The 24,792-nt window shown below is 38.9% G+C and carries 19 protein-coding genes; 14 read left to right on the forward strand and 5 right to left on the reverse strand.

The window, feature by feature from the left end; all coding sequences use genetic code 11:
• The first annotated feature begins 20 nt into the window (after positions 1–20).
• The 3 genes from Q1K78_RS08150 (at position 21) to Q1K78_RS08160 (ending at position 2,611) form a co-directional block, all read left to right on the forward strand.
• Entirely contained in the window at positions 21–761 is a 741-nt protein-coding gene (locus Q1K78_RS08150) for a TetR/AcrR family transcriptional regulator (protein WP_300176613.1), read from the forward strand.
• Between the two features lie 5 nt (positions 762–766).
• The gene (locus Q1K78_RS08155) at positions 767–1,645 is read left to right on the forward strand and encodes a helix-turn-helix transcriptional regulator (RefSeq protein ID WP_300176616.1); all 879 of its coding nucleotides are present in this window, start codon (positions 767–769) and stop codon (positions 1,643–1,645) included.
• A 111-nt stretch (positions 1,646–1,756) separates the two neighbouring features.
• Complete coding sequence (locus Q1K78_RS08160) at positions 1,757–2,611, forward strand: hypothetical protein (protein ID WP_300176713.1); 855 nt, start codon at positions 1,757–1,759, stop codon at positions 2,609–2,611.
• Positions 2,612–2,682: 71 nt separating this feature from the next.
• Here the strand turns inward: Q1K78_RS08160 and Q1K78_RS08165 are convergent, their stop codons facing one another.
• Entirely contained in the window at positions 2,683–3,705 is a 1,023-nt protein-coding gene (locus Q1K78_RS08165) for a DUF1254 domain-containing protein (protein WP_300176716.1), read from the reverse strand.
• 187 nt (positions 3,706–3,892) lie between these two features.
• Here Q1K78_RS08165 and Q1K78_RS08170 point away from each other — a divergent pair, with 187 nt between their 5' ends.
• Positions 3,893–4,663: a LysR family transcriptional regulator gene (locus Q1K78_RS08170; protein WP_300176619.1), complete on the forward strand. Its 771-nt coding sequence runs from the start codon at positions 3,893–3,895 to the stop codon at positions 4,661–4,663.
• Between the two features lie 520 nt (positions 4,664–5,183).
• On the opposite strand, the gene Q1K78_RS08175 is transcribed toward Q1K78_RS08170, so the two are convergent.
• Positions 5,184–6,023 (reverse strand): LysR family transcriptional regulator, encoded by an 840-nt coding sequence (locus Q1K78_RS08175; protein WP_300176622.1) that lies wholly within the window; start codon positions 6,021–6,023, stop codon positions 5,184–5,186.
• A 43-nt stretch (positions 6,024–6,066) separates the two neighbouring features.
• Positions 6,067–6,954 (reverse strand): AraC family transcriptional regulator, encoded by an 888-nt coding sequence (locus Q1K78_RS08180; RefSeq protein ID WP_300176624.1) that lies wholly within the window; start codon positions 6,952–6,954, stop codon positions 6,067–6,069.
• Positions 6,955–7,159: 205 nt separating this feature from the next.
• Here Q1K78_RS08180 and Q1K78_RS08185 point away from each other — a divergent pair, with 205 nt between their 5' ends.
• From Q1K78_RS08185 to Q1K78_RS08210, 6 genes are all read left to right on the forward strand, one after another.
• Positions 7,160–8,365: a sugar efflux transporter gene (locus tag Q1K78_RS08185; protein WP_300176627.1), complete on the forward strand. Its 1,206-nt coding sequence runs from the start codon at positions 7,160–7,162 to the stop codon at positions 8,363–8,365.
• 905 nt (positions 8,366–9,270) lie between these two features.
• Positions 9,271–10,332 (forward strand): hypothetical protein, encoded by a 1,062-nt coding sequence (locus tag Q1K78_RS08190; RefSeq protein ID WP_300176630.1) that lies wholly within the window; start codon positions 9,271–9,273, stop codon positions 10,330–10,332.
• Between the two features lie 15 nt (positions 10,333–10,347).
• Entirely contained in the window at positions 10,348–11,145 is a 798-nt protein-coding gene (locus Q1K78_RS08195) for a hypothetical protein (protein ID WP_300176633.1), read from the forward strand.
• Between the two features lie 667 nt (positions 11,146–11,812).
• The gene (locus Q1K78_RS08200) at positions 11,813–15,586 is read left to right on the forward strand and encodes a hypothetical protein (RefSeq protein ID WP_300176636.1); all 3,774 of its coding nucleotides are present in this window, start codon (positions 11,813–11,815) and stop codon (positions 15,584–15,586) included.
• Between the two features lie 51 nt (positions 15,587–15,637).
• On the forward strand, positions 15,638–16,183 hold the full coding sequence (locus tag Q1K78_RS08205; protein WP_300176639.1) for a hypothetical protein: 546 nt from the start codon (positions 15,638–15,640) through the stop codon (positions 16,181–16,183).
• A 153-nt stretch (positions 16,184–16,336) separates the two neighbouring features.
• Positions 16,337–17,374 carry a hypothetical protein gene (locus Q1K78_RS08210; protein WP_300176642.1) on the forward strand — a complete coding sequence of 346 codons (1,038 nt, stop codon included), beginning with the start codon at positions 16,337–16,339 and terminating at the stop codon, positions 17,372–17,374.
• A gap of 204 nt (positions 17,375–17,578) precedes the next feature.
• On the opposite strand, the gene Q1K78_RS08215 is transcribed toward Q1K78_RS08210, so the two are convergent.
• A complete protein-coding gene (locus Q1K78_RS08215; protein WP_300176644.1) occupies positions 17,579–19,600 on the reverse strand; it encodes an alkyl sulfatase dimerization domain-containing protein in 2,022 nt (673 codons plus the stop codon).
• A gap of 116 nt (positions 19,601–19,716) precedes the next feature.
• Between Q1K78_RS08215 and Q1K78_RS08220 the strand changes: the two genes are divergently transcribed.
• From Q1K78_RS08220 to Q1K78_RS08235, 4 genes are all read left to right on the forward strand, one after another.
• Positions 19,717–20,607, forward strand: coding sequence for a LysR family transcriptional regulator (locus tag Q1K78_RS08220; RefSeq protein WP_300176647.1), 891 nt, complete (start codon positions 19,717–19,719; stop codon positions 20,605–20,607).
• Between the two features lie 350 nt (positions 20,608–20,957).
• A complete protein-coding gene (locus Q1K78_RS08225; protein ID WP_300176650.1) occupies positions 20,958–21,137 on the forward strand; it encodes a hypothetical protein in 180 nt (59 codons plus the stop codon).
• Between the two features lie 407 nt (positions 21,138–21,544).
• Positions 21,545–22,543, forward strand: a complete 999-nt coding sequence (locus Q1K78_RS08230; RefSeq protein ID WP_300176653.1) for a BsuBI/PstI family type II restriction endonuclease — start codon at positions 21,545–21,547, stop codon at positions 22,541–22,543.
• A 41-nt stretch (positions 22,544–22,584) separates the two neighbouring features.
• Positions 22,585–22,827, forward strand: a complete 243-nt coding sequence (locus tag Q1K78_RS08235; RefSeq protein ID WP_300176656.1) for a hypothetical protein — start codon at positions 22,585–22,587, stop codon at positions 22,825–22,827.
• Positions 22,828–22,868: 41 nt separating this feature from the next.
• Here Q1K78_RS08235 and Q1K78_RS08240 read toward each other — a convergent pair whose 3' ends face one another.
• Positions 22,869–24,398: an Eco57I restriction-modification methylase domain-containing protein gene (locus Q1K78_RS08240; RefSeq protein ID WP_300176659.1), complete on the reverse strand. Its 1,530-nt coding sequence runs from the start codon at positions 24,396–24,398 to the stop codon at positions 22,869–22,871.
• Positions 24,399–24,792 lie beyond the last annotated feature (394 nt).

The following is a 24,792-nucleotide window of genomic DNA, read 5'->3' on the forward strand; positions in this document are numbered from 1 at the left end:
GCACAAACTAAGGGTGAATAATGACAGAGAAAAAGCAGGGAAAAAGAAGTACCGAAGCTGCTGAACAAACAAAATGTCAAATCTTAATGGTTGCGGCAACGATGTTTGGCGAGCTAGGTTACGAGCGTGTATCACTGCGTAATATCAGTGAAAAAGCGGGCGTTTCCCATAGTCTTATCCGTCATCACTTTGGTAGTAAAGATATGATTTGGAAGGAAATAAGTGATGCTTGCGATGCTCATATGCAAAGCTATCTTCACGCAATTATTGCCTCATTACCAGAAGATAAAACACCTAGCTATCGCATCTATCTATTCATTATTAAGCTGTCTGCATTTACTTTGATGAATCCACAGCCAATTAAGATGATTGCCGATGCAATCCGCCAAAATGACAATGCATTACTTGAGTATTTCTTAAAAACAAAATGTGAATTTGAAGCGATATTTAAAGATCTCTTTGAAGAGTACAACGAAGCTAATCCAGATGGGAAACTCGATATTTGGGAAACTAAATGGCAAACAATGATTTTTGCTCATGGCGCATCAAGCTTAACACCAATAATGTCTGAAACCTGGCCACAATTTGCAGATAACCATGAAAAACTGTTATTACAGCACTGGAATTTATTTAACCAAATTATGGCGGCTAAGTTTTCAGTAACGAAAGAAGAGATGCTTTGTCCAACTCACCTCAGTGAACTATTAATTGATGTTGAATGCCCGTTAGAGCAAGAAAACCTCATTGTTATCAATGAATAAATTATATGAATATTCCTAACATTACATTTAATCACGATATGAGTAATCAAGCTGAATTCGAAATAATAGAATTGTCTTCCTTATATGAAAGAACGACACTTTCTCATTCACCAGAAGATCCACACCGCGTCTCGTTTTTTATGATTATTCACATTGAACGAGGTGAAGGTACTCACATGGTGGATTTTGAAGAATATCCTTTCCGTGCTGGTTCAATGATATTTGTGCAACGTGAGCAAGTTCATGCATTTGATTTGTCGTCAAAACCAAAAGGCAAAGTGTTGCTATTTACCCAAATCTTTCTTGATAACGTCCATACCAATATGCGTTTGCCAAATTACACTCCAACACACCTTAATAATCAGCACACGCCACTGCTGACGCTTGATCTTCAAAATAATCAACGCAGTCACACCTTAATTAATGAAATGATTGCCGAGATCAAACTAAACAATTCTGATCCTCTGATCATCATGTATCTATTTTCTGCTTTAGCTCTACTACTCCATCGTTTACGCCCAAAAATGCGCCACGATAAATTATCGACAGAACAAAGTATAAAACTGGCGAAATTCTTTACTTTGATGCAAGAACACTTTCAACAAATCAGAGATGCCAATTGGTACGCAAGCCAAATCAACACCACCTATAAAACCTTAAACCAAGTGTGTAAACTCGCCACCGCCTTAACCGCAAAACAGATGATAGATGCCTTTACTCTGATTGAAATGAAACGACGTTTAATAGTAACTAACGCCCCTTCTCAACAAATCGCCTATGATTTTGGCTTTGAAGACGCCAGTAACTTTGTAAAATACTTTAAAAAGCAAACCACCCTTACCCCTAGTCAATTTCAAAAGAAATACACCACACCTAAGTTGTAAGTTTATCGGGTTCGATATTCACCATTTTTAAGCCCATATCCACTCTACACAGCCCATTAGAATGTCTCTATTATTGTTCTCAAACCAACAGAGGACAACAAAATGAAGAACATGACAACTAAAATCAAACGCACTGTATTAGCAACAAGCATTTTAAGTCTAGCCGCATGTGCAAACACAGACATGCCAGAGCAACTCACGAATAAAGACAAAGCGGTGGCGGTTATTGCAAGCATTGAAACGGGTAATCCAGAGGCTATTAATTACATTAATTCAAACAAATACATTCAGCATAACCTTGCGGTTAGAGATGGTTTAGCAGGCTTTGGGGAAGTATTACAGCAATTACCAAAAGGGAGCGCCAAAGCCAATGTCGTGCGTGCTCTGCAAGATGGGGATTACGTAATAACTCAAACTGAATACAATTTCTTTGGCCAAAAAGTGGGCTTTGATGTGTTTCGCTTTGAAGAGGGGAAAATCGTCGAACATTGGGATAACTTACAAGAGTTAATGCCTAAAAACGCCAGTGGTCGCACGCAATTAGATGGCACTACTACCATAACGGATTTGGATAACACAGAAGAAAACAAAGCGATTGTGGCTGATTTCGTAAACACTATTTTAATGAATGGCGACATGGCGAAAATTAACCAATTTATTGATAATGAAGACGACGCTTACTTACAGCACAACCCTAATATTGCTGATGGTCTGAGTGGCTTAGGCAAAGCGTTAGGTGAATTGGCAAAAGCGAATATGCCAATGTCATACACGACTAATCATAAGATATTGGGAGAAGGTAATTTCGTACTTTCTATCAGTGAAGGGACATTCATGAACAAGCACGTGGCTTTTTATGACTTATTCCGCCTAGATAACGGCAAGATCGTAGAACATTGGGATACCGTTGAAACGATCCCTGAAAAATCAGAATGGAAAAACACTAACGGAAAATTTGGATTTTAACCAGAATAAAAAGTAATCATAAGCCGCTAGAATATATCTAGCGGCTTATGATTTAATTCAATTTATATCAATTATTTCGCTTTCACTGTTGGTAAAATACGGTAACCATCCACTCGAACTTTATCGCTTGGTTGGTAATGGCGAATACCTAAGTTAAATACACCCGAATCGTTCGCGGTTTCAATGTTATTTGGCGCATCAGCACCACAACCAAAGCTGACTGTGTAAGTCCCATCTTTATTTACTGTCGCGGTGTTAGAGCTTACGTTCGCTACATCGTTAAACATAAAGCCTGACTTGTCATAAACCGTGATAGACCAAAACGCTTTGTTTTTAGGATCTTCAAACGTTGATTGATAACACGTATCCGCAGGGTAATTGCCTGATACTTCATAGATATTATCTATCATTTGAGCTCCACCCCAACCAATAGCAGCACCAATTTCATATTTTTCTTGAGTAAACAATGTCGTCGATTCATCATTAAACCCAGTAAACATGCCTGTTAATGCTGCGCTGCCATCACGTTCATTTATCATTGGCATTTTAGCTTTCAACTCATCTTCTACTTTTTTAAATGATGTTTGATTTACACTTTCAGAAATAAACAACTCTGCGCTATTTGCATTAATTTTCATTTGGTCTTGATACATCGCCGCTTCTTGCTCTGTAAAAGTAGCATCAAGACGGATCACTAAATAAAGATGCTTACCCGTATGAGTCGATAAGTTAAATGTCCCACCACCGTTGTACATTGGTTGAATATGGTGGTCTTCTGTAATGGGTTGCACAGAGATGTATTTGCCTTCTGGTAGCTCAGGCATTGTCACTGTAGCCCCTTTTGATACATCAACAACAGCCATTGAATAATAGGTATCACGGTTCATGCGAACCACAGGCTGTGCATCTGTTGGGGTAAGCTGGCGTTTATGTAAAAACTCATTAACCCCTACAAGATCTTGATTCTTCAAAATTTGGTGAGCCGTTTCATCGGTTGGGTACGTCTGCGCTGTCACCATTTTTCCATCAGCAGTAAAAAATCCATCTAGACTTGTCGTAGGCTGAGAAGCCGAAACGCAAGTTGCCGTAACCATTGCACCTAGTAAAACACTTTTCGTAATCAGAGAAAGTTTCATTTAATAACTCCTCAGCTGTTATTCAATTCTGTTGAATTGATTAAATAATAGACTGTGAATCACATTTATAGAAATCATAAGATCACATAACTGATATGCTGTGGTGTAATATCTCTATTAAACATTAATACCGTGAGGGCTAAGAATGAAAACACTTGAACAAACGCTTTCTCGAATTGATCTCAACTTACTCGTCTCACTTAGTGTATTAATTAAAGAAAAAAATGTATCGAGAGCGGCAGAGAAACTATTTCTTTCTCAGCCTGCAATGAGTCGAATTTTAGGCCGTCTTAGAGAGCTATTTGATGATCCTCTGTTTTATCGTGAATCAAATGGCTTACAACCTACCGCTAAAACATTAGAGTTAGAGGAGCAGCTTGATGCTATTTTATTTTCTATTGATAATTTAGTAAACAACTCCACTTTTTCTGCTGAGTCGTGTGAAAAAGCCTTTCGCATATCAACACCACCTCTTATGAGTAAACTGCTTACTGCCCCATTAGCCAAAGCAATTTATGAGGCAGCACCAAAAGTAACTCTTGAAGAGTACCCCTCTGCCATTGACCCCATTTTGTTACTAAAAGAGAGTCACGTTGATTTCTCTATACATATCAAAGAGACGATCGTTAGCGATGAATATCACTCAGAGAAGATCGGTTATACCTACCCTGTTATTTATGGCACTTCAGATCATCCTTTATTGCAAAAAGAAAACATCACTATAGATGATTGCCTTGAATACTCATTTGTGGATTTATCATTCGATATTCGATCGGAAGGTGAGTACCTTAATCCCATAGATGTAGAACTAAGAAAACAAGGGAAATACAGAAATATTGCACTTAAATCAGGGCAGTTATCAACCCTAATAGAATCGATTAAAGGCACCGATCGCCTTATTATTGGTGGGCATTAATTAGAAAAAGATTCAATTTTAGATTCAAGTTTTAAAGTAATTAAAGCGTTTGATAGCAAACCATATACTGTTGATATTTACTTAATTGAACACAGAAGAACACTTACTAGTTCACCTCATCGCTGGTTAAAATTGATGATCAGTGAGTCAATAAAGAAAGGATTTCAAGATAAATAAGAAAAGAAAATTAAGCAGTAGATTAGGGAGATTTAGCGGTCAAGTAGAGGAGTTCGTTAGCTCACTAACTGATACTTGTACCGCTGTCAGTGTATTTATATCTCGCTCAGCTACACATTAGGAGCAATAACTAAAACAGCGATAATAGTGGCAATTAATGTACGAGGAATAAGAACATCTTTATCAATTTTCATCAAATAACTCCGGTTTACCTGTAGTTAGAATCAATCCAATTTTTCATTAAAGATTAATGAATTAGACTGTAATCAGGTAATACTATGATGCTTGATAACGAGAAACTATTGGTCACTGACTATTCGATACATAGTTTTTATCTATGCATTTATTGATGCAGTTCCCTTAGTCTAGCTTTAATCTGCTCACGTACATATTGATGCGTTTTATTACTTATATTACGGCGATGATAAATAAGCTTAATTTCATACGGTTGAAGTGGAAAAGGTGACTCTAATACTTTTAAACCGAGCTCTTGGGCTAAACCAAACATACTTTCAGCCACAATGCAGATCGCATCCGTGTGTCTAACACTTAACAATAAATTAGATGGCCCACTTACTTCACGAACAATGTTACGCTCAAAAATCTCATCAGGACGGGTTTCAAATGCCCCCATGTTCTCATTTTTCAATTTAAGCATGACATGCTCAGCTTGGTTAAATTGCTCCAAACTTAATGAATTCCCCATAATACTTGGGTGATCGCATCGACAAGCAAAAGCGATATCCAACTTACCTAAACTCTCACTCACAAAGGTGTAGTCAGTTACAGTAATATCATCAATCAAGATATCGACTTCACCCGAGCGAATTTTATCAAGCATTTGATATTCAACCGCGGGGCTCTCTGTCAGCAACGCATCATCCATATCAGGCAGAGATTGCAATACGATCTCTGGCGCACTAATTATCAAACGACGTGGAGATTCCAAGGCTACCACCAATTGCTCCATTATCGGACGCACTTGATAAGCCAGTGAATGAGCCGCATCTGTTGGCTCTAGAGATCGCCCTACTTTTAAAAATAACGGCTGCCCGTAGCTCTCTTCAAATTTTTTAATCGCACTGCTCATTGAAGGCTGGGTAATATTCAAATGATCCGCGGCTTTTGTCACGCTACCAAAGTCATACACCGCTAAAAAATGTTTGATAAAATTTAAATTCATTTCGCTTCCTACTCTATATCCCTAAAGAAATACCTAACTGAGGTTAATTAAATCGACGTCGAAACTCAGTCGGCGTCATCATTTTTAACTCTTTAAATTGACGATTAAAGTTAGATATATTTTTAAATCCCGTCTTTTCTGCCACTAAAGCGATAGGAAAGTTAGTACTCGCTAACAGTTCACACGCTTTACCAATACGATATTGCTTTAGATGATCAGAAAAACTCATTCCATAATGCTTCTCAAACATTCGATAAGCCGAGCTCTCACTCATATGAAGTCGCTTACATAAATCAGAGATCTTAATTGCATCACAATAATACGTTTCTATATAACGAGTTGCTCGCTCAATTCGATGGTTTAATTCAGAATCATCCGTAAGCGGCTTAATTCGATAGGGCGTGGTTGATAGCTTTTTTGCTTTCGTATCATCAGAAAGACTGACTAATATCTCAATCACTTTTATCGCCTGCAAATGACGATCTAGCGTATTAGCGTGTTTTAATAATTCTGACATCTTATGTGCGGTTTCTGAGCTAAACGATAAGCCATAAGCAGAATTATCTAATAACCGCTTTAAGTTTCTCGCTTCAGGGATCAGTGCCATTAAACGCTCAACCCAATGATGAGCAAACCAAATAATTAAGGTGTGATGCTTTGACTTCTCTAATTTTACGCTTCGTCCTGCCACCATATGAGGCAAACCCGGCCCATAAAGAAGCAGAGAATTATGGTGGATATCGCCAATCGCATCTCCTGCAAAATAACTGCCTTGAAATGCCTCATCAGGATCTAGATACAACACCAATTCATATTCAGAATGATAATGCCAAGAACACGCAAATTCATTGTCTTCTACGCGACAATGAAATTCTCTTACTATCCAATCAAAACTAGGTACATTTTGCACGTGTTCTTTAAATGGTTTCATTCTTGACCTTAACGGTTAATACCACTCTAAATATGTCACTCTCAGGCTAATCGTGTACGCGCCACCTGTCAAAGAAAGATAACAAAATGACTGAATAGTATTAGAGGTAGCTCGAATAACATCACTCACCTTCCCTATCATTGAGTAGACTACGCCTAAATAAAACGGTTCAACCACATTCTCTTTCGTACACTGGAGCTTCACTATGCCGCAAAACAAGAAGACATTTTTGTTTATTTTTATCGCCTTTATTACTGGGCTTTGTAGTGCGTTTTTTTATCCACTATCAAGCTTATTTATTGTAGAGGAGTTGGGCGCATCACCAATGATGTTAAGCCTGTATATGACACTCGCTGTCAGCAGTTCAGTGATCGTATCTCAGTTTATTGCCAAACGCTCAGACACGCATTGGAACCGTAAAACCATTTTAATTGTCTCTTTAGCAAGTTACTTAATTTTAGTCGCCAGCTTTACCGTTATTCGTGATTATTGGTTAGCGATTACCATGGCCGTGGTCTTTGGTAGCGTCAGTGGCGCTTCTTTTGGTCAACTGTTTGCTCTAGGTCGAGAATATGGTGACAGACACGTTGCCAACAGCACCAGTTTTTTAGCCAAGATGCGTGCAGGCCTTGCCATTGCGTGGGTATTTGGTCCACCTGCGGCGTTCATGCTTAAAGCACAATTTGGCTTTAGTGCAGCGTTTGCGGTCTCTGCCATTACGGTCTCTATCGCAATACTCATCATCGCTAAGTTGATCCCTTATAACGTGGTGACAAAAGAAGAACGAACAGCGGCAACGGTTGAGAATAGACCGTTAGGTCGTATGGTGGTTCTCTATTGCTTCATTATTGTGTGTGCGTTTTCTGCCAACAATTTATACATCACCAGTATGCCTTTGTATCTTTCACAAGAGCTGCAAGTTGATGTCAGTTGGTTAGGCTTAATGTTTGGTATGGCGGCAGCTTGCGAGATCCCAGTGATGCTTGGAGCAGGTAAAATGGCTGACAAACTAGGCACAACCAGAGTAATGACGCTTGGCGTGATATCTGGTGCCATGTTCTTTCTTGTTATGCTATCAGCCACCAGTTTTACAGGAATGCTAATTGCTCAAATACTTAATGGATTCTTCATTGGTGTGTGTGCAACGTTAGGAATGGTCGCACTGCAAGACATGATGAAAGACCGATTAGGCACGGCCTCTACCCTGTTCTCAAACATGTTAAACATCAGTGTGTTGGTATCAAGCGTGATGGTGGGTGTTGTGGGTGAGTTATACAACTACTACAGCGCACTGTATTTATGCTTTGTTGGTGCTGTTATAGCTGCTGTATTGTTGATTGTGTTTGAGATGCTAGAGAAGAAGCAGAAAGTGATGATTGAAGGCCAATGTGCGGTGGCTGGAGAGGTTTAGGGTTAGATTTAACACTATTTAGGCACAGGGGTAATAGCTAACCTGTTATTGCCCCAAACCTTGTTAGTATAAGTACTCATCCAAATCCTGTTCATGGTTGTTTGGCATAATTGACGTTATTCGAAAGTGTTGTAGGTTTCGTTTACGGGGTGCCCGACATTTCTGTTCTTCAATGGTAGGTTGAATGGTTACATTTTACTTTTCTCACCGTTATGCAACGCTGAGAGATCTATCTGATAGAGACAGGTGCTGAAGGCACTTTACCCTTGTTAGCAACAGGCTTGGGAGGCCTTATAAACAGATAATATTTATGGTTCAAAATGCCTCCAAGCTCCGAACGACCAGAGGTCATATAACAGCAAACTAAAGAGAAATTTAACGGCGCTCGACGCAATGAAAAACACCTTACATTCCATGCTTTCATAGGTTTTATTGAAAATAATTTTAGTTATGCGTTTACTAGTATAAGAAAATTATAAAAAAGCGTATCAACCTCACTAGAACCATCAGGATTGCGACAATGACTCTCTATAGGGGAGATGAAAAAGAACAAAATTCATACAGATAGTTACGCATAGTCGTGTTTACCATCAAAAAACCTCAACATTATCACCAGTAAATCTATTAATGCGCAACCTTTTAAGTCTTTATATATCATAAACTAAGCAAGTTTATATTAGACTTTCTTTAAAAGGTAACGCATATGCGTAACTAATAATGATATAATAGTTACGCATTAATAGGTTTACCTACTTTAAAGCTGATACTTAAAGTAGGTAAACCTATTGCCATGCAACCTTTAATCTACTGATTTTTTTAGAAAAAATTTAATTAGTTGAAAAAATAATAACTTAGTAACGCATATGCGTTACTATAGTTTAACTGTATATACCAAGGGTTGTGAGATGAAGAATCTAAAATTAAGTTGCGACAACTACTTAGAAGAGTACTTCCAAGTAGGTCTCTTTGAGCTATCTAAAGAGATTCCACCAGTTCCTATGCAGTTCAAAAACAAGCTAAAAGTAACACTTGGAAAATTGGGAGGGTTAAGCTTCTATGTCGTATATACTTATGACGACATCATATTTGCTCAAAGTAATCGTTATATGTTTGACAAACTGTTAAGCAGGCTTAACGAGTACCCAGTACTGTTTGTTGTAGATGAGTTGAAGCGCTCAACAATTCTCCAATTAACTGAGAAAAGAATTGCTCATATCATTCCTTTTGAACGCTCTTACATACCAGAGCTAATGCTTCACCAAGACAAGCCACCAAAAGATAACATCAAGCTATTCCCTTCTGAGAGGCTGGGAATCTTACCTACGAACATAGTAGCTAGATTTCTTGATGGCGTTATACCGCGCACATTTACCACTTCAGACATTCAGGTGGGTGTATCAAAAGCATCCATATCTAGAAGTATCAAGGAACTTCAAGATGTAGGACTCATTAAAGCAGAAAAAATCGGTCGCTCTTATCAGATGAAGTTCTTACATAGTAGGAAAAAAATCTGGGAAGCAAGAGAGTACCTTCTAGCCAAGCTAGCTTCTGACGTATACCAAGTACCAAAAAGCGTCATTGAAGGACCAACTGTACTTGCCGGAGAGTCCGCCCTATCTAGATACACATTACTAAGCTCTCCCCAAGTCCCTTGCTACGCTGTTGTAATGGATAATGATGCTCGTAAAGACTTTGCGATAACTTCAAACACAATCAACAAAGTTTCCAAGTACTTTATAAGAGAGCGAAGAGCAGGTTGGGAAGAGTTTCAGGAAGAGGTAGAACTACAAGTATTCCCTTACGTCCCAATGACGAAAGCAGTTCGAGATTGTGACGTAATCTCACCCATAGTGCTTTCTCTAAGTGGCTATAAAGACAGAGAACCACGAATTAGAACTAGTTTTGAGGAGATCGATGAAATGATCTTCGAGAGTTTAGTTCAGCTAGATCAACAAGATTATGAATAAGGAGCATTAAAAATAATGGACGCTAAATTAAAGCACTTTAGCGAGACCCTAAGTGCACACCAAGATAAGTACATTCTGATTGGTGGTAACGCTTGTGGACTCGTATTTGAAAGTAAAGGTCAAGAGTTTCGTCAAACACAGGATCTAGATATTGTTCTTGTTATTGAAGAGTTCACTGAAGATTTTGCTAAAGATCTATGGGCTTACTTGAAAGCAGGAAACTACCAAGGTAAAAAATTCCACCAAAGCGGTACATCTGGAAATGTATATCGATTCGTAATTCCAGACGACTCTGAAACATTGAACACCTACCCTAAACAAATAGAACTCTTCTCTCGAAAGCCTGATGATGTCGATTTGTTTGAGAAAGAGCACCGCACACCAATCGAAACTGCTGAAGGAGTCTCTAACTTTTCAGCGATTCTTGTAGATGATGACTACTACTCATATTTGAGAGAATCGGTTATATCCATTGATACCGTTAATACTGTTCATCATATGTGTCTCATGATACTCAAAGCGAAAGCTTGGATCGGAAACAAAGAGTTGTTCGCCCAAGAAAAAATCAAAGAAGGTGATGTTCATAAACATCCTTTCGATATCTGTCGCTTACTCGCTCTATATGACGATGAGGAAGATGGCACACAAAAAGTACAAGGACGTATCTACGATGACTTAATGACTGTTGTGGAAATGTTCAAATCTCCGGATGTACAAAAATCACTCGAAGCCAACCGTGGTGGACAAGAATTACCAACAGCCTATTCTGATGCCGCAGATATGTTATCTCAAATATTCGCAGTGAAAGAATAGATCTCCCATTCAATAGCGGCTGTAATTTGATAGCCGCTATTCCCTACTTATTCCAGTGTCGCTTCACTGTCGTAATACCTATCCTGATCTGCACCATCAACATTGGATATTAGGCTAAGCGAATTTATCATACACAAAGTAATTCATTGATTGCTAAAATCCGACTTTTCAACAATCGGTTTTGTCTAGAATCGCCCGTACCGATCACGGCAAACTTACCTTTGCCTCGAAATGATTTTACGCCCGCTTAAACTTATGCCTCCAAGTTATAATGTGGCCTACTTTTTCTATTACTTACCTATGATCTATTAGTTGGTGGTTATTCATAGACTTACTTATGTTGTGATTGGGGTAGGAAACATGCCCGCGTCGAACATAATGTTATTGATTAATTGCTTGATCATACGTATATCATTATGTAGAGAGTATCATATATAATGAGATTGTTTGTCTTACTAGTCTGACTCTTAAATTAAGAACATCATGACACAGCTTGAATCATTCCTACTTCTAGAAGAAAACTATCAGCCCTGTCGAAATTTAGCTTAGAATAGTTACTGATGTTCATGAAATTGGTAAAACGATTCCTCATGTTGTAGATCAACTTGAGTTAAGTATTGTTCGGTAACAAAAATACTTCGAATAACTAAAATTAAGAATTGTATGTATGAATATAGATGATTTGGATCTTTCCCAGTTAGGTCTTTTAAATGCAGCTCAACAAATGATGAGCCCGACTTTTGGTCAGCTTAGAGCAGAGCATAATATCGGTGAGTTAATCGATGGTTATGATTTTGAAGATTCGCTTATCAAGTTAGCTGGGCTACTATACGAGCAAGAACTGCATAGTAACTTAATGACTACCGAAGCAATGATTCATCAATTGTTTCTCTCTCATAGTGGGCAGAAAACTTTGGAAGGAAGCGAGCTAAATCGATTATTTAATGGTATTCATTCTACGTATATTGGTTCATGGGAAGATCCTGCTGAAGATACAATGGTCGGGATAGCTAACTCGCTCAAAGGGTCATATATGTTCCTCAATGGACTTTGGGAGAGTTCCTGTTTCTATACTCAAATCTTTACCGACCTAATAGATGAGATGCCAAATTCAGAGCCTTTTTTGAGTATGAAAAACTCGGTAAGAGCGATTCTAACTTTGTCTAATGAGTCTATTAAAACAACAGATTTAAAGCGTTACCAAAAAGGTTGTGACAGCCCCAAATCAGAATGGGATTTTAATTCTTACATATCGACAAAACAACATAATATGGTCTGCTTTTCGTTAGATCTCTTAAGTCGATTGGGAGTCTCTGAGGATGACCTCAAACCATTTATAATTGACGATTCAGATATCATTGCACTCGCTAATGAAACTTTTGGCAACTCCTCACTAGAACGTAAGCCCATTTATAAGACAAAAGACAGTAAATATGTATTAGCTTTACCAACTGCTGTAAGTGTTGCAATTCGTCTGTTTGTAATAGAACAAGCCGATAAGTTTAGCTTTCTGAGGCATTTAGAGCATTCATTGCAATACAAGTACGTTACTTTTTTTTCTGAACACTCACGATTACTTGGAAAAATAAGTAATACGCCATTTTCACCGATAAAAACCTCAAGTGGAAGAATTGTTGGTGCAGAAGCACTAATTGGTATTGATCCCTATAGATATATCCACTTCATACTGTTTTTTGATGACTTTAATGCCTATCAGAACGGTGTTGTTAATAGTGCATCAGTTCCTGATATCGACTTAGAAAGAACTATTGCTGTAAGGATAGAAAAAGCACACAACTATTCTTCCAAAATGGATGGATTCGAGAGCGGCCTTACTATCCTTGTTGGCTGTGGTTGGGGCCGTTCAGTTATGTTATCAATTGAACGTCTTTCGGAACTTAATAATTGGGATTTAGAATTTGTATCAGCACCAGATTTGGATACTTTCAATCGAATTACTAGTATAAATCCACTTACTTTTTGGCGACTTATTGAAGCCAAAAATAGAGCTCTTGAAGCAGGGGTCCATACACAAAATGTAAACGGCTTACTTAACTTATATGGATGGGCCAAAGGTAACGATTTTGATATTATCCCTCATTCGACCTTAGATGAAGACATTGGTACTTCATCGTTGTTTATGATGATTACGCAAAATGCTTTGTTAGATGTTAGGTGGGAAGTACAAAATGAAGAAGATATACATAGAGTTTTAAACCCATATGGTGAAGTAGTTTCTATAAGAAGGTTGACTGCGGGCAGTTATTTCAGAGAAGATCGCTTCAAGCCAATTTATGCGTCAGTAGATAACCTTGAAAACGGTCAGCTACTAGCCCTAATTGAAGGTAAATTGTGTTCTTGGTGGTGTACTCCTATACATGCTGAAAATCATAATAAGGACCTTTTATATCGATTGTGGCATGGCATCTGTAATTGGATATGCAGGGCTGACTTAGCTCTATCTGAGTTGGGCTACTCTTCATCATACGCTAAGGTTTGTTTTAGGGTTGAATTTGAAGATGTAGATGTTCCGACAGAGATTTCTCAAGTGCTTTTTCCTGAGGAACTAAACACTTTAATAGAGTCTTCTGTATCTATAGAAAATGGCTTATTGAACATAACCTGTAAGTTTTTAAAAAACTATTTTCTTGCATTTCATCGAGCTGATAACACAGCCGAAAGAAGAATCATAAAGTCATTGCTTACTGCATTTACAAGAAAGTCTATTGAAAGTGATGATAATGAGAAGTTAGTTGAGACGATTCTGAACCGTATTTTTGTAGATAATTACGGTAAAGAGGTTCACATGCTCACAGCTCAGTCCTTCCTTGACCACGTAAAAATGAGCTTACCTAAACCCCTAGCTTTAGACCGTTTCGATGATGCAACCATTAAAATAGGTCTCGCATGGATAACAAATAGTCATACTGAACCATGCAATATCTATGGCAAATCTGAATGTACTCAATACTTGCAAAACTTAACTTTAAATCTTTGGAAGGAAATTCAATCCAATTTAGCATCTTTTAACAAGAAAGCACTCATTCTTTTCTTACTTGAAAACCATGCCGCTGTAGAGGCAGATATCGAGCATTGGCAACGGACTTTTAAAGCTATGTTAGGGCTTCATAGTGATAAAGATGATGTATATTCAGTAGCACTGGAGCGGATTTCATCAAATAATGCTGCACTTACAGGGTCTAGGATTATTATTGAAATGGCTATCTGTGAATCTTTAGAGCATGGAGGAAAAGTTCCGAACAAGCTGGATGTCGCTAAGCTCATAACTTACGCGACGGCTATTTTCCAGTATGGCAACTTGTCCGATGCCATAATGTATGAGCTAGTAAAACCTCATTTAAGACTTTCCACATATGGTGATGTTCAGTTTGATCACACTTCATATGATACTGTGATAAACCCTTATAGTAAGTTGGTTCAGACTGTGATGATAGATCATGCATCTGAGAAGTATGATGATCATTTCTCAGAACCAAAAGTTCATGAAAAAGTGGAGGGACTATTAGGACAAGAATTTGAATATGCTTGGTATCAAGAATTTGGAATATCTATCGATGAAGCTAGAAAAATTCTAGATATATTTGAAAACATTGGGCTAGATAGAAATGAAGCAGTCTATGAACTAACATGTTCAGAATTATTTTACCAAGCAAGCGCGCATGGTATCTCCGACATAGCATTAAAAGCTTTTATGGACCGATTCACTCTACCTAGAAGGCCGGGTTGGATGGATTTAACTTCAGGTTTTCGTGTTGGTGACATTTCTCCATGGAGATTTCGACGCAAGTTATCTCTAACGTCAAGACCATTAATAATACTTGAAGATAAAGTGATTGTTTCACCAAGCTTGATACGTAGAGGTGTTTTGTATTGCCTAGCTAATTCATATGATGCCTCGTTGGATGGTTCATTCTTCAATACACAAGTGATGAAGAAATGGATTGGAGAGCAACGAAATAAATCAGGACATAGCTTCAATCAAGAAGCGGCTGATAAATTCAGCAATTTGGGCTGGAAAGTGGAAGCTGATGTGAAAATTAGCAAGATTCTTAATGAGAGAACTGATAAAGATTTCGGGGATGTTGATGTATTAGCATGGAACCCATCTAAAAAAGTTGTCTATCTTGTTGAATGTAAAGATTTAGAATTTGCCAAAACTCAAGGTGAAATAGCAAAACAAATATACGAATTTCGAGGTGTGAACAGATCAAATGGTAAACCTGATCGCTTAAGGAAACACATAGATCGCTTTCACATTTTGGACGAAAAGATTGATAAGTTAAAAGACTATTTGAAGCTCGAATCTATTGATGAATTGAGAGTCGTGTTGCTGTTTAAGCAAACCGTACCTATTTCGTATTGCAACTCTGATAGTGAAGCACCTATTACAGTTAGCTTCTTTGAAGAACTAGTCGTTTAATTCGATATGTAAGAAAGTATATTACGCTGAGAAAGAACTAAAGGATAATAAATGAGTGATCCCAACACCAATGATGTAAATGAAATTGTATCTCAAAAAAACAACGGTGGGCCTTTAGTATATCTAGTCCCCCCGTATATTTTTGTTTGTACTTTAGGGACTATCTGGCTACTTATCGACGGTTGGGTATCTGATTTTTCTAGTATTTCAAACTTATGGGATATCGACAAAGGTCATTCTTTGCCAAACATTGCTATTTCGTTACTTTTTACACAAGTTGGAGCTGTATTAGGAGGAACACTTCTAGCTATTGTGTCTTTTCACAGATACCAAGCAATAGAAAAAGTTTTTGATAGAGATCACCTTTGGGGCTTCATGTTTTCGCCTTTACTAGCTCTGATCATTGGAACTCTGGCATTTGCGATTATTCAAAGTGGCCTAGTGGTGTTATCTGGGGGACTTGATACTAAAGATCATAATACCGCTACTTTAGGCTATTTATCTATTGGTGGTATTGCGGGATATAACTGGGATGTATTTATTAAGAAGCTAAAAGACTTGTCTAAAAATATAATTACAACGGAAAACCCAACTTAGTTGAAAGAAAACTATGTAGAACAAGGATAAAACCAAGGTCGTTTGAACGCACAGAGCAAGGCATATAAATCTATTTTATTTGGTCAATAGTTTGGTTTTCAAAATATAGTGCAAAAATTCTTCGCCTTTCCTTTTTCTATTCTAGGGAGACATATGCTAAAAATATTCAACTACGATGGTACAGAAGAGATGGAAATTAGCGAAAACATCTCAGCTAATCATCTCAAAAAGAAATTAGTTGATGAGTGGAGTCCTTACTTCGATTGCTTCAAATGCGGTAGAAAATCGTATTGTAAGTATTCAGAAAATCGTGAGAATACAGACTATTTATATAACGAAGTTCAATGCGGTGTTGTTAGAAGCTTCATAGAAGAGTACATAGACATTTCTGCTATAGAGTTTGAAACACTTTCTGATGCTTCGAAGAACGAGTTTCTTTCGGGGTTATATTACCTGTCAAAATTTGTATTTGATTCCGAGAATTACGTTGGTGCCTTTCAGCAGCATGGTTTTATTAAAGAAATGTATACAGAGCAAGTAGCTAAGCGTTTATTAGGTTTGGCAACAGATATGCAGATTACGTTACAAAAATCTTGTGAATACCTGAAGCAAGTCGATTTTACCTGCACTCAAAGACTTATGTTACTGGTTGAAGGAGCATCAGAAAAAGAGTTTATAGAGCAGTATTCTAAACTAGAACTTGGTTTTATTGGTAACGTTTATGTCGAAAGTTATGATGGCAAAGACAATCGTGATAAAAAGAAGATTTTCCAAATGATCAATTACTTCAAAAGCAAAGGCTTTAAAGTTCTCATGCAGATCGATAAAGATGGAAAAGATATCCGTTTAACGCAACATGTTAAAAGCAGGTTATTCGATCATGAAGATTATTTTGCTTTTAGCGAAGACCTTGAAAATACCTATCCAAACGAGCTAATAGCAGAGTGCTTGGAAGAGTTTGACAGCGACTCCAACTTAATTTTAAAAAGACTTTCAATTCCTAGAGAATCAGGGGTGACGCTATATAATCATTTGAAGGAAGCAGCTGTATGGTTACCTCCTAAGCCACTGTTTGCTAAAAAGATGGCGAATTTAGTATCTGATCATGATTTAGTTAATCGTAGTGATTGTAATAATATGGAATTGGTACAGTTTTTAAAGTTTATTGCTGCACACTCTTTAAAAATATAACAGACATAGGCCTTCAAGATACACTTCTTAACCTGACAGAAAAGTTTTGAATCAAGAGGGCTAACTCATATCTGTCCAAAAACGATTTAACGTATACTATTTTTGTTGAAACGCCCCTCCCTCTCTCCACAAAACTAAAAATGCCAGTCAACTTAACTGACTGGCATTACATTACCCATAATAGAGCGGTTTTATCATTACATGTTATTTGCTTGGCATTGGTAGAATTTCAAACATGCCATCAAACTTATCTAGTGAGCCAGACAGTTGCCCTAGCAGCGATGCATCGCCTTTCACACCCGCTTGACCAGATTTGAATAATGCCTCTAGTGTTGTCTCACCAAGAACGACTTTTGTGAAATCTGCTTTGTTGATAATTAATTCAAAATCAACCTTTGGTAGCTTATCGACTTCAATGTTAGCCATATTCGCATTAGACACTTCACCGTAGTAACGCTCTCCAAGATCTGGGTGGTAAACACCAAAGTTGAAGTCAAGACCTGCCGCTTCTGCTTTTGGTGCGTTCAAACTCACAGCTATAAAGTCTAAGAACATGCCTGTTGGAGTGTTCGCAATTACATCAGATGAAGCCAGCTTGATTGACTCTTGGATCTCACCAGTACGCAGTTCAACCGCACCTTGCAAGTAGCTGTTACGCCACGCCATCGTTTCAGACTGGTAACCTTGCTGTTCAAAGCTGTCTGCGAGTGCGAAACGGTAGTCAATGTTGTTCGGATTACATTGCACTAGGTCGTTAAACAGTTGAGACGATTCTTGATATTCGCCAGCATTAAAGTGAGTCATACCCGCTTTATATAATACGTCTGCACCTGCTGCATTCACATACACACAAGATTGATCTTTAGTTTGCAATGGGTTCGTGTTCACAGGGTTCATATCATGGTAGCCAAGGTACAGGTTTACCACTGCACGCGCATTGTGGCTGTATGAACCGTGGTAACCGTTCGTGTGCCAAGTATCGATTTGAGATTGAGGAACGATCTCTTCAATTTGACGGCCCACATCGTGAATGGTCACACCGTGATTTGCTAAGCGCATCGACTGGTTATGAATGAAACCATAGTTGTCACGCTGTAGCGTTATATACTCAGAAATTTCGTTTACGTCAGTGCCTGCATCATTCCATACTGGTGCTGAGTGTGCCGCGTGAATATTGTCTACTAACCCATTGTCAACAAAACGCATTTTTAATTCAGTTAAGTATTTAGTCCACACCAATGAATCACGAACTTTTGCACCACGGAAGGTATAAATGTTGTGCATACCGTCGTAAGTAAGCTCAGCGGTATTCAATGAGCGATACTCTGGTACATACAGCACAATCTCAGCAGGCGCTTCAGCCCCCGGCATGTTGATTGCGTGGAAATCGAGCCCATCAATATTAATGACGTTTTCACGCTCTTGGATCTCAATCGTCGGTGTAACTAAAGTCACTTCACCACGTGATGTGCCAAGGCCAAGTGCGTTATCTACAATGCCTTTGGTGTTGGTATCAAGGGTTGTACCGTATTGGTAGTTTGCACGGCGACCCATTGCAGTGCCTGCGATGACGTTCTCATCAGCCAGTTCTTTGATAAAGTCTTTTGGTGCGTAGATTTCAGCATCTTTCGCAAAATCACCTGATTCATAGACACCACGTGAACCGCCAAAATGGTCGGCGTGCATGTGTGAGTAGATCATGCCCGTAATTTTGTGCTCACCATTAATCGCAGGTAAATGCTGTTTTGCGAACTCCCAAGAAGCAGCTGCGGCTTGACGAGACAGAAGTGGATCGTGAATCACATAACCGTTATCTGTGCGGTAGATCGTCATGTTTGATAAGTCAGCACCGCGAATTTGATATACCCCATCCGTCACTTCATATAGACCGCCTGCAGCGTAATTTAGCATTCCTTGACGCCAAATTGATGGGTTTGCTGAGGGTGGTAAGTCTTCAACCGACATATCAGCCATGTATTCAAAACGGTTCTTAAGCTCGCCTGCTTCGTGAGTACCAAACTCAGCAATAAGACCACGAGTAGTACGTTTAAACGCAGATGTGTCTTCCCAAGGAAGGAGCTTTGCCGCTGCGGTATTTGCATTTTCGGTGAACGTAGATGCCGCTTTTCCCTCGTAAGTATCAATAGATGCATAATCATTAGCTGCCGCGCCAAATGAAACCATAACAGAGAGTGAAAGAACTGAAAGAGTAAAACGAGTTTTCATAAGTAGCCCCTTTGGGAATTCGTATTGGTATGGTGCTAATTTAGCGTATTGACACATAGCAATACATGCATGAAACTGTATTTAACACATCACAAAATGTTATGTTTGAGGAAAGGATGGTTTCAAATATAGATCTAAACTTATTAAAAGTGTTTGTGGTGGTTTATCGCCACCAGTCGATTACCTTAGCCGCGGAAGAGATGGGATTAACTCAACCGGGAGTAAGCGGTTTACTTAAGCGTTTGCAACAGCAAGTGGGAAGTCAGCTGTTTATTCGATCCGGTCGAGGGATTATTCCAACGCAGCATGCACAAGAATTAATTCGTCATGTTGAGCCCGCATTAGCTCAAATCAATAACGCATTGGAAGGGTTAGAGGGTTTTTCGACCCAGTACCCACGCAAGTTCGTTATATACACCTCAGAGCCTGTAATGTTAATGCTGTTACCTAAATTAGAAGCTGACAATAGCTTGGGTAATGTCACTATTGAGTTGCAGCCAACGCACTCTAATGAAGAAGCCCTGATCCAGGCGCTCAATCAACATCAAGCCGATCTTGCTATTGAAGTATCTAACTATTCAACACACTCGTTTTTTACCGAACCACTGTTTGAAGATAAGATCCGACTGATAGCACGAAAAGGACACCCTAGAATAGAAGACAGTGTTACTCGTGAGCAGTTTTATGCCGAGAAACACATTACTTGGAAATTACGCCGTGAAGATACCTACATGGCAGATTATTTTACCGAGGAACGACTAAGCGAGCGACAAGTAGCCGCAGAATGTACGTCTCTTGTGTCGCTAATGTCTATGGTTGCTACTAGTAATTGCATTGCGGTGGTGACCGAAAGTATCGCAACAACATTTGCCGATAAGCTGGATATACAGGTACTAGATTGTCCATTTACGTCCAAGCCTGTTCACTATCGCTTACTCACCCATAATCGAGAGCGACAAAGCCCGGCAAATATGTGGTTACGAGAAAAAATAAAGTCCTATTTTTAAGTCACGATATGGAAAAACTCTTTGGCCATGGTTGTCGTTGAATGTAATGACGCTAGAACCCCTGTTATCAATTGCTTTTTCATCTTATTCCCTACTGAGTTTGTTATGAGTAACCATTAATGTGATGATTTTGGGGTAATCTTGTTTGGTGCTCTCTATTTTGGGAATACAGAAGCTAGTGAATAAAATAATAGAAACAATAGGCCCCCCTTTGTTCATACCGCTTATAATTTGTGGTTGGTTTTTCTTAGAAACCATCAATACAACTTTTTACGGTTATTACCTCATGCATGCCTTAATTGGATCTCCTTTTATTATCAATACCCCTGTCATTGAAAAAGCACACCGTAGTGGCCGAAGCGCCTATTACAGTACAATCCGTTAATTACCCTCGCTTAGAACTACGAGTTAAAGAGAAATTTTGGCAGGAAATATCCATTGGTCAAAAGGTTGCATTAACCGCACAAAAAAATGTACTAGGATTATCTGTAGTCGATAAGTATGAGCATATTGTAGAAGGTCATAGGTAAAATAACCTATTCACACTTTATTCAACACCGTCGCCTAACAAGCGTCACGTAATATTGGTTTTATCGTAACCGTCTTCTGGGTTATCTAGCGCGGCTTGTAATCCGATGCCTTAAAAGGTTTCAAAATCCATTTCTCGGTCATCTTTAAAGTGGTTCGATTCAGACCAGTTCACTTATACCGTACGCGGTAAAACTTTCATTGTCGAGCCATCGACTTTAAGCGTTGTTTGCTTTAAGGAGATTCGCGAGATAGAACAGGATTGGCTGAAAGGTATGACGAATATACTCAAACTCATAGAATATTAGTATAGGTTAAACAATAAATTAAAGTAAATTCAAGGAATTAAATGGTACTTATTACGTAACCGTCTTAACATATTTCTTTTCTTAATAAATGAGATCTAAGTATGAGCATCGAAGACGATATGATTGCACGTAGAAACGTAGCACAAGAGGCAGGAGAGCAAGTTGTGCCAGATAGCTATCAAGGTGTATCAAAGCAGCGAGTACATGAAGTACTAGCCGAAATTGACCAGTCTAACGACAACAAGATTGATGTTGTTTACTCACTCTTATGCGATGAAATAAGTTGGTACAAAAAAGCCGCAAAACAAGCTCTTCGTTTCTGTGATGGCGCGTCAGTTGCTCATATAGGTACACACGTTGGTATTCTTCAGCGTGGCAGAAACATCAAGCTTGACCGTGAAGGCCGTGACTACTGGTTGAAACCACTTTGGGAAATCGGTGCTATAGAGAAAGTTTACTTAAACCCAAATGCAGAGTTTAACCCAGGTCACCCAGTGGCTAAATCTGCAAATTCTGCATATCGTTTAGCTCCTGACTTCATGGGTATTCTATTGGCTTCTGAAGACGAGTGGAAAACTTTAGCAGTGACATGGATGGATGCAGACGTAACACGTGAACGATTAGCACTCCAAGCTGCGCAAGCTCAAGAAACAGCAGGCTCAATAGAAACCCCTCATAGTCGTTTGATTCGTTTAAGTCATGAAGTATACGCTCCACGTTTTCTTGAAGGTTACGATGTAGTTTACGTAGATGATGGAGACGGCGACCGTATTACGGATGAAGAACGAACTACGTTAACCGCTGCTGGTCTTGAGCTTACGATTGAAGATTCAATGCCAGATGTACTTCTGTTGAATCGAGATACTAATCATCTATGGGTTATTGAAGCTGTTACTAGTGATGGTGAAGTTGATATTCATAAGAAGCAAAGCCTAGAAGCGTTTGCAAAACGAAATGGGAAATCAGGCGTTGGTTTCACTACAACGTACCTGACATGGAAGAAAACCGCAGCTCGTCAATCAGCGTTGAAAAACTTAGCAGATGATACGTATCTATGGATACAAGAGGACCCATCAAGGAACATGCATATAAAACAATAACTTAAACTCACACAATTGAGGTAAAAAATGAATAAAGAATCTTGGAGAATACATGCTCTGCACTAGTGGTTAGAGTCGCAGAGGTAAATGATGAATTTACTCCCGATGATATTTGGGATGCCGGGCTAGAGAAGCCTAAAGAAGCTCGTTGGCTAGGTCCGATCATGAGTGCAGCAAAACGACAAGGCATTATTGAAAAAACAGGGCGAGTACAAGCAACAAGACAAAAAGAAAGCCACGGGTGTGATGTTACTATCTGGAAATCCAACATTTACAAAGGTTGAAAAAAGCCGAGCATTACGCTCGGCTTTTTATTTCTGGTGTCTTACAAGTTTTCTACTAGACCATCAAATAATTCTTGTTCGAACATTTCTACTTGTTCACCCATCGTGATTAGCTGTTCACGAGTAGGGTAGCGGAGCGTACGTAAATCAGTAGCGTTTACTTGAGTATGCCCATTGAACTGGCGAAAGTATTGGTCAACGATATTGCTGTTCAAGTAAACCCATAGGCCTTTGGCAAACTTCATTTCTAGCGGTTGACCACCTGCGTGGAAGTAGTTCGTTTTGTTCTCAAATCCAACTACTTCTACATCGGCCAAATCAGCAGTGTACAAACCAGCAACGATTCTTCGAGTTTCTTCTTTAGAAGTTAAACGCTTGATTAGAACGTAAGTACCATTCGGGACCATTTGTTTTATTGTATCGTCATTCAAAACAATAGCATTTGGTTTCTTTTTACTTTCAACTGGATATTCAATCATGAAGTTGTTGAAGTGCATCGGGTAGATAAGCGGAACTGTGCCTTTTTCTGGGTCATGACGTAGATTCGATTTAGTACGAAAATCGACAACTTTACCAGTGCTAGCTTCAATTCCAAGGTCTTCTAGTGAACAAGGCATGCTACCGATACGAGTTGCGATACGAGCTTGCTCGCCGTTAGTAACGATGTGAATAAAGCGATCGGGGTTATTCGGGTTAACTACTTCATTGAACTCAGCCATACGAACAATCGGCGCTGGATCGTCTGCACATGTGCTTGATGTAATCTCAACATGACCTTGAGCTTCACCTTTTACGATGTGGAAAATAACGTTTTCTTGAAGAACTTTATCGCCTTTGAAAGCTCTAGTGCGGCTTTCGAATATATGAAGTTTGCTTAGGTTATTATCATCAAGTAGGATACGACGGAAGTCGTTGAAGTATGGACCGTTGCAAAAACTACGTGGAGTAATCGCGACAAGTTCGCCACCATCTTCCAATAGCATTAAAGCAAGCGAAACGAAGCAAGAGTACAAGTTGCCAGTTTCTACACCTACGCTACGTAGATTTTTACGTTCTTCACTGGCCGCTGTAATCTTCAAGTAAGGAGGATTCAAAATAGCTTTGTTGAACATAATGGTTTCTTCCCCAGCTGTACGTGCTTTTAAGATATCAACTGCGTTTTGAATGAAATCAATTTGGTTTACCTGAGAGTTCCAAGCTACTTGAGATTCAGCACTAGCTTCTTTGCAAAGTACAAATGACCGGTTCATGTTTTCAACTAGAACATTTTCCAACTCCCAAGCGTTAGCACTGATTGACGTCGGTTGAAACTCACGTAAAGCGCGTTCAACAAGTGAAGTAGTTAACGAACCTACACCGGCCCCCGCATCAAGTATGTTGACTTCACCGTCGAGATTACGAAACATACCAGAAAGAATTCGTGCAGCAGAGGCTGGAGTCATAAACTGCCCCTTCTGGCCTCTTGTATCTTCATCCAGAAATCCATTTGCTTGAATTCTGATTTCGTCAACTGTATCGACTAAGGATTCTAGAGTATTGTATTGTAATGCTGTAGCAGTATTATTTGTCATGCCTACCCCGCTGTATATCCATACAGTTTATCATTTTTTGTTCTAAAACTAAACGTCTAAAGTACATCTGTTTAAAAAAAACCTTAATTATCCCGAAGCACTCACTACATTGCCCACGCTGCGCCAACAAAAAAACCAATGAAGACCAATAGAAACATAATGAACGTGGCCGCAATAAGCACGTTGTTTGGGCTTTTTCGCATGGTTATTGTCCAGCTTCCACACTGGCCTTATTTCTTTAGATGTTGCTAATTACCCATGTAATTGACGCCTCTTTTCTAGCTGAGAAGGTCTTAGGCCGTATCGTGCCAATACTCCCTCGTGGATTCGTCTTAGCTCCTCTAATGCAAGGGCGATACTGTTTTTCTTATCCGTTTATTATTCATTGCTAATA

It is taken from the genome of uncultured Aliivibrio sp., from assembly GCF_946479765.1.
Classification (GTDB): domain Bacteria; phylum Pseudomonadota; class Gammaproteobacteria; order Enterobacterales; family Vibrionaceae; genus Aliivibrio.